General features: G+C 60.7%; 10 protein-coding genes. 1 reads left to right on the top strand and 9 read right to left on the bottom strand.

What is annotated here, in order from left to right:
* Positions 1-15: 15 nt before the first annotated feature.
* Together ACVWVQ_RS09865 and ACVWVQ_RS09870 are read right to left on the bottom strand one after the other, a co-directional pair.
* On the bottom strand, positions 16-1470 hold the full coding sequence (locus tag ACVWVQ_RS09865) for a sodium:solute symporter family protein (RefSeq protein WP_457508240.1): 1455 nt from the start codon (positions 1468-1470) through the stop codon (positions 16-18).
* Positions 1463-1654 carry a hypothetical protein gene (locus tag ACVWVQ_RS09870; protein ID WP_238376882.1) on the bottom strand — a complete coding sequence of 64 codons (192 nt, stop codon included), beginning with the start codon at positions 1652-1654 and terminating at the stop codon, positions 1463-1465. Before ACVWVQ_RS09870 ends, ACVWVQ_RS09865 begins: the two co-directional genes overlap by 8 nt.
* 138 nt (positions 1655-1792) lie before the next feature.
* Here ACVWVQ_RS09870 and dprA point away from each other — a divergent pair, with 138 nt between their 5' ends.
* Positions 1793-2950 (top strand): DNA-processing protein DprA, encoded by a 1158-nt coding sequence (gene dprA, locus ACVWVQ_RS09875; RefSeq protein ID WP_457508242.1) that lies wholly within the window; start codon positions 1793-1795, stop codon positions 2948-2950.
* Here the strand turns inward: dprA and ACVWVQ_RS09880 are convergent.
* The 7 genes from ACVWVQ_RS09880 to ACVWVQ_RS09910 all read right to left on the bottom strand — a co-directional run bounded on the left by ACVWVQ_RS09880 (position 2889) and on the right by ACVWVQ_RS09910 (position 12477).
* Positions 2889-3650, bottom strand: coding sequence for an SOS response-associated peptidase (locus ACVWVQ_RS09880; RefSeq protein ID WP_414374190.1), 762 nt, complete (start codon positions 3648-3650; stop codon positions 2889-2891). The two genes, dprA and ACVWVQ_RS09880, sit on opposite strands and share 62 nt — an antisense overlap.
* 47 nt (positions 3651-3697) lie before the next feature.
* On the bottom strand, positions 3698-7117 hold the full coding sequence (treS, locus tag ACVWVQ_RS09885) for a maltose alpha-D-glucosyltransferase (RefSeq protein WP_457508260.1): 3420 nt from the start codon (positions 7115-7117) through the stop codon (positions 3698-3700).
* Between the two features lie 129 nt (positions 7118-7246).
* On the bottom strand, positions 7247-8563 hold the full coding sequence (locus tag ACVWVQ_RS09890; RefSeq protein WP_457508244.1) for a DNA double-strand break repair nuclease NurA: 1317 nt from the start codon (positions 8561-8563) through the stop codon (positions 7247-7249).
* 10 nt (positions 8564-8573) lie between these two features.
* Positions 8574-9479: a 6-carboxytetrahydropterin synthase gene (locus ACVWVQ_RS09895; protein WP_457467203.1), complete on the bottom strand. Its 906-nt coding sequence runs from the start codon at positions 9477-9479 to the stop codon at positions 8574-8576.
* Positions 9480-9656: 177 nt separating this feature from the next.
* Positions 9657-10751, bottom strand: a complete 1095-nt coding sequence (locus ACVWVQ_RS09900; RefSeq protein WP_457467195.1) for an NAD(P)/FAD-dependent oxidoreductase — start codon at positions 10749-10751, stop codon at positions 9657-9659.
* A gap of 34 nt (positions 10752-10785) precedes the next feature.
* Complete coding sequence (locus ACVWVQ_RS09905; RefSeq protein ID WP_414330801.1) at positions 10786-10938, bottom strand: photosystem II protein Y; 153 nt, start codon at positions 10936-10938, stop codon at positions 10786-10788.
* A gap of 615 nt (positions 10939-11553) precedes the next feature.
* The gene (locus ACVWVQ_RS09910) at positions 11554-12477 is read right to left on the bottom strand and encodes an ABC transporter permease (RefSeq protein ID WP_414357441.1); all 924 of its coding nucleotides are present in this window, start codon (positions 12475-12477) and stop codon (positions 11554-11556) included.
* Between the last annotated feature and the right edge of the window lie 34 nt (positions 12478-12511).

A 12511-nucleotide genomic window follows, 5' to 3' on the forward strand; every position in this document is an offset into this window, starting at 1 on the left:
TCGATAAAGAATAACCTACTCTCCCCAAGGCCCTTCCTCGTAGTAGGCGGTCACCTGCTCCTTGGGCGGCTGGGTAAGCAAGCTTACGCCAATTAACACCCCACTGCCGATCACCACTGCCGGGATTACGGGTAACCAGCCCCCTGTCCAAGCCCGCGGCAACAGACCCGACAGCCAACCTAAAGTCAGGCCACTGGAGACCAAGGCTCCTGCTACAGCCCCAGCGCGGGTAGCCCGCTTCCAGTACAGACCGGCTATCAGGATTGGGAACAGCATGGCGTTGCCCTGAAAGCTCCAGGTGGCAATCTCCACAATCAGCCCCGGCGGGTTAAGAGCAATCACAAAGGAAGCTAGGCCGATCCCCAGCACCACCCAGCGGCCTAGCAACTCTTCTTGGTGGGGGGAAAGCTGGCGCCTGAAGAAGGTAACCACCAGATCCCGCGTCACTAGGGAGCTGGCGGTGAGAAGCTGGGAGTCAGCTGTAGACATGAGAGCAGCCAGGGCCGCCGTAATCACCACCGCTGCTACGCCGCTGGGCAGGGTTTGCAACATCAGGGGCATAATCTGATCCGTTTTCTCCAGGCTGGGAAAAGCCAGGCGGCCCCAAACCCCCAGCAGAGCTGCTGGGAAAAAGACCAGCAGAATCAGCAGCGGCCAGACTACCATCAGGGTCTGGAAGGGCCGGGCACTTTTGGCCATGTAGAAGCGCTGGAAAAATTGCGGGAAAAGGGGCGTGGCCATGAAAAACAGCAACTGGTTGCCAAATAGCCCCTGCCAGCTCCAGCGCCCATTGGGGCCGGGCAAGCTCAGCCAGGGATCCAACTGCCCGGCAGCCTCCTGGCCCACCCCCAAGGCTAGGGCAACAAAGGCCACCCCCATCCCCAAAATCAGGATGATCCCCTGCACCACGTCCGTCCAGACCACCGCCTGGGATCCGCCAAAGAGCACATACCCCAAGATCACCAGCGCCACCACCACCGCCAAGGGCCAGTAGGGGATCCCCTCCCCCAACACCGCCGCCAGGGTGCGGGCTCCGCCAATGATCTGGATGCTGATGTAGGGGGCGGTAAACGTCAGGGCGCTAAGGCAGTAGAGTAGAGCCAAAAGAGGGCTGTTGAAGCGGTGGCCGAAAAACTCGGAAGGGGTGATGAAGCCAAAGTGTTGGGCTGCTAGCCATACCCGGTAGCCCACCCACAAAAACAGCCCCGAAATGAAGGCGGTGGTCACTCCCACCCCCAGGAAGATCCCTAGGCCGTGGGTATAGGCATCCGCTGGCACCCCAATGAAGGTAAAGGCACTGAGCAGCGTCGCCAGCGTCGTCAAGGTTAGAGCCAGGGATCCCAACCCCCGCCCTGCCAAAAAATAGCTCACCGGATCCTGGCCGCTGTGGCGATAGCTCCAGAAGCCAATGGCCGCCAGCAGCAGCAAGTATGCCCCCACCACACCCAGACTCAAAACCGTGTTACTCATCTCCGCCTCTCGGCCAGCAAACGCGCACAATGTAGAAGTTAAGAGGTACCAACAGCAGGACAGCCAATCCCGCCAGCCAATACCAGGCCGGGATCCCCAAAAACTGGGGCTGGGCCGAGCGGGATCCCACCCAGGTCAACAGCCACAGCAGGGGATAGGCCCCCCACACCCAAGCTTGGCGCATCCGCCCAAACCGCAGCTGCCTTGATCCTTGAAGGTTACCGGCGGGATCCAACCCTGACATCTACCCATCTCCTGCTTTTTTGCCACGGGTTCTTTTTGCCGATTATTTAAGATACAGCCACTACTGCGCAGAGCTAAATTGTCTTTTCCCCTTTCCCCTTCAGATCCTGTTGGCAAGAGGGAGCCTTCCCGTGGGCCAGGCCATGAAGAACGGGAGCGGCCCTACTGGCTAGCTTGGGCCCGCATCAAAGGGATTGGCCCCCACCGGCTCAAGCGGCTGGCGGAGTTTTTTGGATCCCTGGAGCGGGCTTGGCAAGCGGATGCCCCGGCCCTGCGGCAGGTGGAAGGCATTGGCCCCACCCTGGCCCAGGCTATCGTCTCTGCCCGTCCTGGCCTTGATCCCGAGCAGATCCTGGAGGAAACCCTCAAAGCGGGGATCCCCTTTCTCACGCCTGCAGATCCGGACTATCCGCCGCTGCTGTGGGAGGTGCCAGATCCCCCGCCCATTCTCTATGCCCTAGGAGAATGTCCCAATTGGCAACAGCCGGCTATTGCCATCGTCGGCACCCGCGCCCCTACGGCCTACGGTCGACAGTGGACCCAGAAAGTCAGCGCTGCCCTGGCGGAAGCTGGCTGTGTGGTGGTCTCGGGGCTGGCAACGGGGATCGACGGCATTGCCCACCAGGCCTGTCTGGATGCCGGCGGCAAGACGGTGGCCGTGGTGGGAACGGGGGTGGACAAAGTTTACCCAGCTCACCATCAAGCTCTCTACCGGCGCATCCTGGCCCAAGGGGCCATCCTCAGCGAATATCCCCCCGGCACGCCACCGGCCAAGGAGCATTTTCCCCAGCGCAACCGCATCATTGCCGGCCTCTGCCGCGCCACTTTGGTGATGGAGGCTCCTGAGACCTCTGGAGCGCTGATCACTGCTCACCTGGCCAACCACTACGGTCGGGAAGTCTATGCGTTGCCGGGGAATATCGACACGGCGGCGGCCCGTGGCTGTCTCCACCTCATCCGCAGTGGCGCGGGCATGATCCTGGGGATCGAGGATCTGTTGAAAGACTTGGGCTTAGTTCAGGGATCCCCGCCCAAGACAGAACCCCAACCCACTGCCCCCACCGATCCCCGGCAGCAAATCCTATGGCAAACCATTGGAACCGAGATCCTCAGCATCGATGCCTTGGCCCAGGCCACCCAGATGGACATCACCACCCTCTCCAGCACCCTGCTCCTTATGGAATTGGAAGGCTGGCTCGTGCAACTGCCGGGGATGCGCTATCGTCGAGCGCGCTGAAGTCGGCCCCCCGCACTGCCTCTCCTGTGGGAGCGCGGCAAGTGGGATCCTCGTGGCGGGGATTGTTCACATGGGTGCTGACCGGATAAGCCACCATGGCCTCTGCCGGGTAGGGGCGAAGCAGGGGCAACAGCAGCTTGGGATCCTGCACCTGGGGATCCAGCCAAAGGTCGTAGTCGTTTTCCGTCAAAATCACGGGCATCCGCTCGTGAAAAAGCCGCATCAGGCGGTTGGCAGCGGTGTTGAGGATGGCACAGGTTTCCACCTCCACTCCCTCTGGGCTGCGCCAGCGTTCCCAAATCCCGGCAAAGGCAAATACCGGTCGATCCACCAGGTGAAACCAGTAGGGTTGTCTGCCCTTCTTGCCTGTACCCTGGTCGGCCCACTCGTAGAAGCCATCTGCCGGGATCAGGCAGCGACGACGGCGGAAAGCTTCGCGGAAAGAAGGCTTCTCGGCCACCGTTTCAGAACGAGCATTGATCAACCCGGCCTTGGCGGCTTGGCTCCAAGCGGGGATCAGGCCCCAGCGAAAATGGGTTGCCTTGCGTTGAAGGGATCCCAGCTCAATCATCGCCAGCACGGGCTGAGAAGGGGCGATGTTGTACCGGGAGACAACTGCCCTTTCTTCTGCTGCCACCGGCAAGCCGAAATGCTGCATCAGCACTTCTGGGGCCACTGCCAGGCTAAACCGTCCACACATGTTTGTCCCCCAGTCGCTCACCCCAAATGGCCTGCCGACAGGATCCCCTAAACCTTGGTGGAAATGCCCAGCAGTTGCAAGATCCCGCGCAGGGGAATCTCCACCCACTCGGGGCGGTGGTTCAACTCATAGCCCAGCTCGTAAATGGCTTTTTCCAGCAGATAGGCGTCCAACAACACCTCTATCTCTTGCAGGCTGCGGGGCAAAAAAGCCGCTTGGGAAGCCACCTGCAGATATTCGGCCAAAAAGCCCGCGCAGACCCAGCGGTGCCAAAACTGGGCCCACCGCATCATGTCGGGGCAGTGGTCGGCGCAGACCAAGCCGCTCTCCAGTTGCTGGCGCAAAGCTGTGTGGACAGCATAGTGGAAGGATCGCAGCATCCCCGCCACATCCCGTAAGGGGCAACGCTTGAGACGCCGTTCGCCCAAAGAGCGGGCCGGCTCCCCTTCAAAGTCGATGATGACAAAGTCTTTGCCGGTAAACAGCACCTGGCCCAGGTGATAATCCCCGTGGCAGCGGGTACGCAGGGCGGTGATCTTCCGCTCCAGGATCAGGCGGAAGCGGCTCATGATTTCCCCTTCTTGGTCGCAAACAGCCCGAGCCAAGTTGGCCTCTGCTTCCGGCAGCTTGGGGATCTGCTTATAAGGACTCCGTCCCGCTGACGCGAACAGCAGCGGAAACACCTGCCCCACCAAGTTGCGCATCGATTGATAGATGGAGCGCTGGTAAAGGCTGGAGAAAGGCTCTGGGGCAAAGTCTTTGTTCTCCGTATCGGCAGCCAGGGCGATGTGCAGCTCGGCGGTGCGCTTGGCCAAGATCCGCACCGATTCTAGGTAGCTGCCGATGGTGGCGTAGGCCAGCTCCGGCAAGGGCTGTTGGGAAAGCTCCAAGAAGGATCCCTGCGGCACGGGCACGGGATCCACCTCTTGGTAGTGAACCAGCACCTCCTCGAAAAATTGCCTCAGGCTGTCCAGGGTATAGTGCCAGGCATCTCCCTCGTTGGGGATGTACTCCTGCAAAATGGCCAGGGTGATGGGCTGATCGCTGGGATCAAACCCGCGGGCCCCGCGACGACGGCGATACTCCAGGGATCCCAGCAGCCGCGGCACCCGCACTTGGGGATGGTGCTCCAGCAGGTAGCGGCCAATCTCCAGCTCGGGATTCACCCCTTCGGCCACCTTGCGGTAGACCTTGAGGATGTACCGGTTGCCGTAGACCACAGAGGTATTGCTCTGCTCGGCCTTGAGGATACGGGGTTCCAGGCTGGGGTCATACTCAAAAGCGCCAGAGGTGGTGGCCCAGAGCTCCCCGGAGCTGTGGCGCAGGCGCCCCTGCTGGGCGATGATCTGCAAGGCTAGGGACAAAAAGGTTTTATCCGCCAAAGCGTCGAAAAGAACCCCCGGCGGATCCCCGGCCACTTGCACAGGGGCAATGACCGCTTGCGGCATCTCCCTGCGCAGGTGCAGAGCCATCTCCTGAGTGGCGTAGCCTACCGGAAGGGAGTAGACTTCCGCTTCCCCCTGAGTGAACTCAGTTTGCAGAAGAATGATCTGGCCCCGAAAGGGGGGATCTGCCTCCCGGTTGCAGGGAATGGCATCCAAGATCTGGGCCGACTGGATCTGGCGGGCTTTGGAGCCGAACCAGCGACAACGGTAGAGATAGTCCCCCAAAAGCGCCTCCACCTGCTTTTGGCTTTCCCCTTGAAAGAGGCTTTCCCAAGTGCCGCTTGAGGGGATCAGGGTGGGCAGACGATCCAGCTCTTCCGGCTTGCTGTGGCTGGGGTGGATCCGCTCCGTTTGGGGCTCAAGGGAGAACCAATAGAAAGAATGGGGGCCTAGAGTCAAAAAATAGGGCAGTTGTCCGATGGGGGGAAACTCGGTGCGCCCGAAGATCTCCACCGGAATTAGTCCTTCCCACTCCGCCAAGTCCAGCTCCACGCACTGCACATAGCGGGAGAGGTTGGCCACCACCAAGATGCGCTCATCGCCAAAGGCCCGCATAAAGGCAAGCACCTTGCGATTTTCCGGGTGGAGCAGCTCAAAGGAGCCGCGGCCAAAAGCTTGGAATCGCTTGCGCACTGCGATGAGCCGCTTCATAGTCCACCACAGGGAATAGGGGTTGTTCCGCTGCGCTTCGACATTGACGGTTTCGTAGTGGTACTCGGCATCGATGACAATGGGCAGATAAAGCTTTTGCGGGTTGGCCCGGGAAAAGCCGGCGTTGCGGTCGGCGCTCCACTGCATGGGGGTGCGCACGCTATTGCGATCCCCCAGGTAGATGTTGTCTCCCATGCCGATCTCGTCCCCGTAGTAGATGACCGGGGTGCCGGGCAGGGAAAACAGCAGGCTGTTCATCAGCTCGATGCGGCGGCGGCTGTTGCCCAGCAGGGGGGCCAAGCGCCGACGGATGCCCAGGTTCACCCGCGCATTGGGATCCTTGGCGTACACCTGGTACATGTAGTCCCGCTCTTCGTCGGTGACCATCTCCAAGGTGAGCTCGTCGTGGTTGCGCAGGAAGATGGCCCATTGGCAGGTTTCGGGGATGGGCGGGGTTTGCTGCAGGATGTCAATGATGGGGAAGCGATCCTCCATCTGGATGGCCATGAACAGCCGCGGCATGAGGGGGAAGTGAAAGTCCATGTGGCATTCGTCCCCGTCGCCGAAGTAGGCCACGGCATCTTCCGGCCATTGGTTGGCCTCGGCCAGCAACATGCGGTCGGGATAGTTGCGGTCGATGTGTTGGCGCAGGGCCTTGAGGAAGGCATGGGTTTCCGGCAGGTTCTCGCAGTTGGTGCCTTCCCGCTCGTAGAGATAGGGCACGGCATCCAGCCGTAGGCCATCCACCCCCATGCTCAGCCAGAAGTCCACCACCTCAAAGATGGCTTTCTGCACGGCGGGGTTGTCGTAGTTGAGATCCGGCTGGTGGGAGTAGAAGCGATGCCAATAGTAGGCTTTGGCCACCGGATCCCAGGCCCAGTTGGAAGTTTCAAAGTCTTGAAAGATGATGCGGGCTTCTTTGTACTTTTCGGGCGTATCGCTCCAAACGTAAAAGTCTCGCTCTGGGGTGCCGGGAGCAGCCCGCCGAGCCCGCTGAAACCACGGGTGCTGATCTGAGGTGTGGTTGAGGATCAGCTCGATGATGACGCGGATCCCCCGTTGATGGGCGGCATCCAGAAAGATTTTGAAGTCTTCTAGGGTGCCCAAGGTGGGGTTAACGTTGGTGAAATCGGAGACGTCGTAGCCGTCATCCCGCAGGGGCGAGGGGAAAAAGGGCAGCAGCCAAATGGCCGTGATGCCCAGATCCTGCAGGTAGTCCAGCTTTTCCGTCAGGCCCTGGAAGTCTCCCACGCCGTCGCCATCGCTGTCGGCAAAAGCCCGCACCGGTAGCTCGTAGATGATCGCGTCTTTGTACCAGAGGGGGTTGTGGGTGAGGGGGGAGATGATGCTGCGCAGAGGGGTTCGGATCATCATGCTGGCAACAGAGACAGGATTGGGACACCTTGGCAACCCTAACCGTTGAATGGGGATCCCCTCAATAGGCTACAGCCTTTTCTTGGGTGCCAGGGATCCCCAGGGTCAGTGCGGGCTTTCTCGGGCTCAGGCAATGCCACTCCGCTTCTGGGCTTCCTTGCGAGAGACGGCTACGTGGCGCAGGCCGGTGCGGATCAGCTCCTGCTCGATCAGGGCAAAGAACCGCTGCCGATCCCCGCTCCTCACCACCGCCAAATGATGGGCTTCTGCCAAGGCGATGGGGTAGCCAAAGCCTTTGTGCACTTGGCTCAGCACGCCTGCCAAGGCCCGCTGCAGCAACTCCGCATCCTGGGCCACCCAAGCGGGAAACTCCAGGCGGGCAACCTCGGGTTCGCCCAGGGATCCCTCGCTGACATTCAGATAACAGCAGTGGATGTGGTGTTCCCCGAAGGTGTCCAGCACGCTGGCTCCGCAGCGCCAAAGGGGGCTGCGCTCTCCCGGCTGCAGCAGGGATCCCCAAAAAACGCGATCCGGCAGGGGGGCAAAGGGATGGCAAGGGGGGGTTTTGTCGGCAAGGCAGTAGCGATAACATTCACAGCCCAGGTAGGGGCACAGCCCCAGGCGCAGGTAGTTAAGGGTTTCGCTGCTGCGAGAGGCGCTGATGTAGCCCACGAGAGGGATGCGGGCCGCCCGCAACTGCTCCAAGGTCGCCAGAATGGGATCCAACCAGGGGCGCCGGGCCGGCTGGGACAGAGGTTCCAGTCCCCAGGGGATCAGGGATCCATCCAAGAGCGCCAGCGTGATGCGGCGACGGGGCACCGACAGGGCCAACTGCGCCAGCTCCTCCAGTTCTGCTCGGGAGCGTCGTAAGGCCAGCACCTCTTCCGGCCCCAACGAAGGCTCCGTTCCGCTGCCGGGGTTGCGTTCACCTGGGGTGCGCCGTGGGCGAGAGTCTCGCCGGTTAAGGGGGGCCCTCGGCAACCCTTCTGCCCGCGGTTCCGAGAGAGGGGAGTCTGAGCGGTTTTGCTGGGCAAGGGGCCCATCTCCATACAGCAGCAGGGGCTGGCTGTCCAACAGCGGCCACTCCTGGGTGCCGTAGTGGAGAACCACGCGCCCAACATTGATCAGCGAGCAATAGGCAATCTCGTGATGGCTGGGCAAAATCTGGGATCCATCCGTGGCCACCACCGTGTGTCGCCCCTGCAGAGGCTCGACCTTGGGCAGGGATCCCCAGGCTTCCAGCGGCTCGGCGGGGCTGGCGCAAACAAACGACAGATGGGATCCCCACTCCACCCAGCGGGACTGCCAAACCTGCGGCTCCTGCTGCCAGCGCTCGAAAACTTGCCAGGCTTGGCGGAGGCGTTCTTGGCCGGCTTTCGACTCCTGTTGCAGGTGCCGGGTGAACGCAGGAATTTGCCCGCTCAGCTTAACCAGATCCAACATGATGGCCGCATCAGCCCTGCATGGCAATACGGCTGCCAGAAGCGGAAGAAGCCACATCTTGTCCTTCTGAGGAGTTGAGCAGCTCTTCCAGCGGAAACTCCCCGTAGACCTCGCTGCTGTTGTTGGGACTCTCCTGCAGGCGAACCCGATGCAACTGCACCCCCAGCTCCCGCAGGGGCAGAGTCAGCAGCCGCTGGATGTAGAGGGCGATGTTTTCGGCAGTAGGCACCACCTGGGCAAAGTAGGGAATGTCTTTGTTCAAAAAGGTGTGATCCAGCGGCTTCACCACCTGCTCCTCGATCAGCCGCTGCAGGGCCGCCAAGTCCACGATCATCCCCGTGCGCGGATGGATGGATCCCTTGACGGTGATCTCCAGGCCGTAGTTGTGGCCGTGGCCGTGGGGACGGGCACAGAGGCCGTAGATGGCGCTGTTTTCTTCAAAACTCAGGTGATCCAGAGCCAAGCGGTGGGCGGCGCTGAAATGGGTGGCAACAGTCAAGTAGGCTTGCATGGCTTCTCCTCGGTATTCGGCCCAAAGCTCAGGATCTTCGTACAGACGGACGCTGGTTAGGGGCAAGGCATCGGCCAGGCGTTGCCAAATCACGTAAGCGATAAACTCGGTAGTGGGCAAGGTTTGGGCAAACTCCGGCCAAGCTTGATTTAGATAAGCAAAGTTGAGATCTTGAATCACCCGCTGCCGGATCACCTGCTTCACCTCCGAGAGGTTGAGCACCATCCCATAGTCATCCACCTCACCACTCATGCCCACCTCCAGCACATAGTTGTGGCCATGGCCGGGAAAACGGGCATTGGGGCCAAAGCGGGCTAAGTTCTCGGCTTCTGAGAGTTCGGGCAACCAGTACCGATGGCTGGCGGCAAATTGCGCACGGCGGTAGATTGTACAGATTCTGGACATGAGTGGAGAGGAGAGCATCTGCCGGGGGATCCACCCTTTAGCTTGACACACTCCCCGGCCCAGAGGGTGGAAATTCTCAGCGGCCCTCAGCCTACCCTCCCAGTGGTCTTGCCGTCATCTCTGTCCTGCGCCAGGTCAGGCACTTGCCCTGCCGACCGGGTCGGCCTGTGCATACCCTCATTTCCCAGAAAGCATTTCGAGCAAGGTTTTGGCGGCATTGTGTCCTGAGAGCCAAGCCCCCTCTACGCGCCCTCCGGCGCACCAATCGCCGGCACAAACCAAAGGCAATCCCTCAGCGGCGGGAATACGGGTGCTTAGGCTGGCCAATCCCGTGGTTTCCAAAGGCAATGCGTAGCGCCAACGGTGCACCTGCATCCATTGTGGCGAAGCCAGCCAGGGATCCAGCCGTTGGGCCGCGTGGGCCAGCAATTCTCGACCGGCCTTTTCCAGCTCAGAGGGGCCGGCCTCCAAGTACAGAGATGACCACTCCGCCCCCCCATGCAAGACCACCACAGGCGGGAGCGGCTGCAGGCGCTTGCTGCTGTCCAGTCCCAGCCAGGCCAACATCGGATCCTCCAAGCACTTGATCCCCTTCCAAGGCGGCGTATGCTCAGAGTAGCCCGCCAAAACCGCAAGGCAGGGTTGATACTGGGCGGATTCCAGCAGAGGCAACAGGTTTTCAGCCGAAGGGATCCCTTCCCGGAGCAGGGGCAGCAACTGGGGGGCCGGAATTGTCGCCACCAGGGCAGCAGCCTCGTAGCATTGGCCGTTCTCCGCCCTCAATTGCCAGCTTGTTGCCAAAGGTTTGAGGCTGACCACACGAGTTTGGGTGTGTACCGACAGCGGGGCAGCCAGGTGTTTGGCCAGCGTCGTCATGCCCTGAGGGCAGACATAGCGCGGTTTTTCATCGTTGGGATCCTCTGGGCGCAGCCCTTCTCGATCCAGCACATGCAGCGAGCGCGTCCATTCCGTCAGCAGCCCCAGGCCCAGCAGCTCCTTCACCCAGCGATGAAAGCCATCCGAGTCGGCGGTCAGGTATTGAGCTCCATGATCCACCGGCACCGTTTGTCCAGCATGTTCAACTCGACGGGTGGCCATGCGCCCGCCCAAGCCTGCCGATTTTTCCAGCACCAGAACCTGGAGCCCTGCCCGCAGCAGTTGCCTTGCACACACCAAGCCGGCCACTCCGGCCCCAATAACAATCACATCAGCGGATTTTGGGCTTGTCCCCTCGGAGGGCGTTACCGCTGCCTGGGTCTCCTCACCTAGCATACTGAGCCTGCCGGCTGTGAGCGGATCCGCACGTTCAGCTCCCCCCTCTGCCAAAGGGGTTGTTGCCTCTTTCGCCGAAGAGCTTGGCCTCCCCCTTGATGGCAGCCTTGATGATGTTGTAAGCAGCCCAGGCAACCACCAAAACAATGGGCGACAAAACGATCAGCGGACGAAGATCAATGTCCATGGTTTTCATCCCCCCTAACATAGATTTACCGACTGCTCGGAACAAGAGCCTCCAGGGTTGGCAACTGCCGGAATCCCGATAGGGTGAAACCATTTTCGACTCTGGATCCCGCACAAGCTGAGGTGCAACTCTGGAAAGATGGCTAAGTCCAGAATAAACCTAAATGGGGATCCCTACCGGACAGACTTTGCCCCATCTGGACTGCTGAGGCGGGAGCCAACAGGCCCACACCGAGAATCGCGTCCAGAACTAGCGTACCCAGCAGGGGCGTACAATCGACCCCGATCAACCGCTAACTGCCGCCAAAGCCAGCAACCGAGCCAGTTTGATATTGCTGCCCATGAGAGAATCCCTGTTTTGGGGAGTTCCCCGGAGCCCATCTTGGCGCCCCTCTGCCTTTCCGAGGGTTTCTAAGCTGTTTCTAGACCATTTCTAGACTGCGGTGTTCAGTCTAGGGTGAGATGCCTGGGCCATTGAGGAAAGCCTTTGGCCGAGTGCATTACTGTTCCGCAACGCCGACGCGACCAACGTTTTAGGTGTGGGTGCAGTGTCCTAGTTTGAATCGAGATGACCATCATGACTGTGCGCTAGAAAGGGTTGTCTCTCGGCTCTCTTTCAGTTGCTGTAGATTTTGCCCAGGGCAGCCGGCGGGCGGGTTTGGCGGGTGCGGCTCAGCACTCCCGATAGAACCCCCATCGTCAACACAAAGGGCAAAGCCTGGATCAACACGGGCGGCATCACATCTCCTCCCTGCAGTTGGATGGCCAGGGCGTCGGTGGCTCCAAACAACAGCGTTGCGCCCAAGATCCCGAAGGGATGCCACTTGCCGAAGATCATCGCTGCCAAGGCGATAAAGCCCTTTCCTGCTGACATGTTGCGGACAAACTGGTTCAAAAAGCCGATGGAAAGATAAGCCCCCGCCAGGCCCCCCAACAAGCCGGAGAGCAGCACCGCCGCGTAGCGCATACCCAGGACGTCCACCCCCATGGTGGCAGCAGCCTGAGGATGCTCTCCCACCGCTCGCAGCCGCAAGCCCCAGGGCGTTTTGAACAGCAACCACCAGGAGATCGGCACCAACAGAAAGGCCAGGTACACCAAGGGGCTAAACCCATGCCATAACGGCAGCCGATTGACAATTTCCTGAGAGTTGGTGGTGTTGCCGTAGAAGGATTGCAGCACCAGCGAAGGCACGCTCATGGCCAACAGGTTGATGGCGGTGCCGCTGACAATTTGATCAGCTCTGTAGCGGATGCACATCAGCGCATGCACAAAGGCAATGGCCACTCCCCCCAAGGCGCCGGCCAACAGACCCACCCAAGGGATCCAACCCACCTGGGCTGCTGGAGTCTGGGCCAGAAGGGGAGCCTCCAGGCGTTGGGTGGTCACTGCCGCCGCCAAAGCCCCAAACAAGATGATCCCTTCCAGGGCAATATTGACCACGCCGCTGCGTTCGGAGTACATGCCCCCCAAGGCCGTGAGCAACAGAGGGGTAGTGGAGCGCAGGGTAGCCGGGATCAAAGCCCAAAACAGAGTTGCCATATTGCTCCGCAGCGCCAGCGCAAACGAGATCTCC

It is taken from the genome of Thermostichus sp. MS-CIW-36 (assembly GCF_054059035.1).

Bases quoted from the DNA above. Each gene is read 5' to 3' on its own strand.
- ACVWVQ_RS09865 (WP_457508240.1), bottom strand. From the start codon at position 1,470: ATGAGTAACACGGTTTTGAGTCTGGGTGTGGTGGGGGCATACTTGCTG.
- ACVWVQ_RS09870 (WP_238376882.1), bottom strand. From the start codon at position 1,654: ATGCGCCAAGCTTGGGTGTGGGGGGCCTATCCCCTGCTGTGGCTGTTG.
- ACVWVQ_RS09880 (WP_414374190.1), bottom strand. From the start codon at position 3,650: ATGTGTGGACGGTTTAGCCTGGCAGTGGCCCCAGAAGTGCTGATGCAG.
- treS (WP_457508260.1), bottom strand. From the start codon at position 7,117: ATGATCCGAACCCCTCTGCGCAGCATCATCTCCCCCCTCACCCACAAC.
- ACVWVQ_RS09890 (WP_457508244.1), bottom strand. From the start codon at position 8,563: ATGTTGGATCTGGTTAAGCTGAGCGGGCAAATTCCTGCGTTCACCCGG.
- ACVWVQ_RS09895 (WP_457467203.1), bottom strand. From the start codon at position 9,479: ATGTCCAGAATCTGTACAATCTACCGCCGTGCGCAATTTGCCGCCAGC.
- ACVWVQ_RS09900 (WP_457467195.1), bottom strand. From the start codon at position 10,751: ATGCTAGGTGAGGAGACCCAGGCAGCGGTAACGCCCTCCGAGGGGACA.
- ACVWVQ_RS09905 (WP_414330801.1), bottom strand. From the start codon at position 10,938: ATGGACATTGATCTTCGTCCGCTGATCGTTTTGTCGCCCATTGTTTTG.
- ACVWVQ_RS09910 (WP_414357441.1), bottom strand. From the start codon at position 12,477: ATGGCAACTCTGTTTTGGGCTTTGATCCCGGCTACCCTGCGCTCCACT.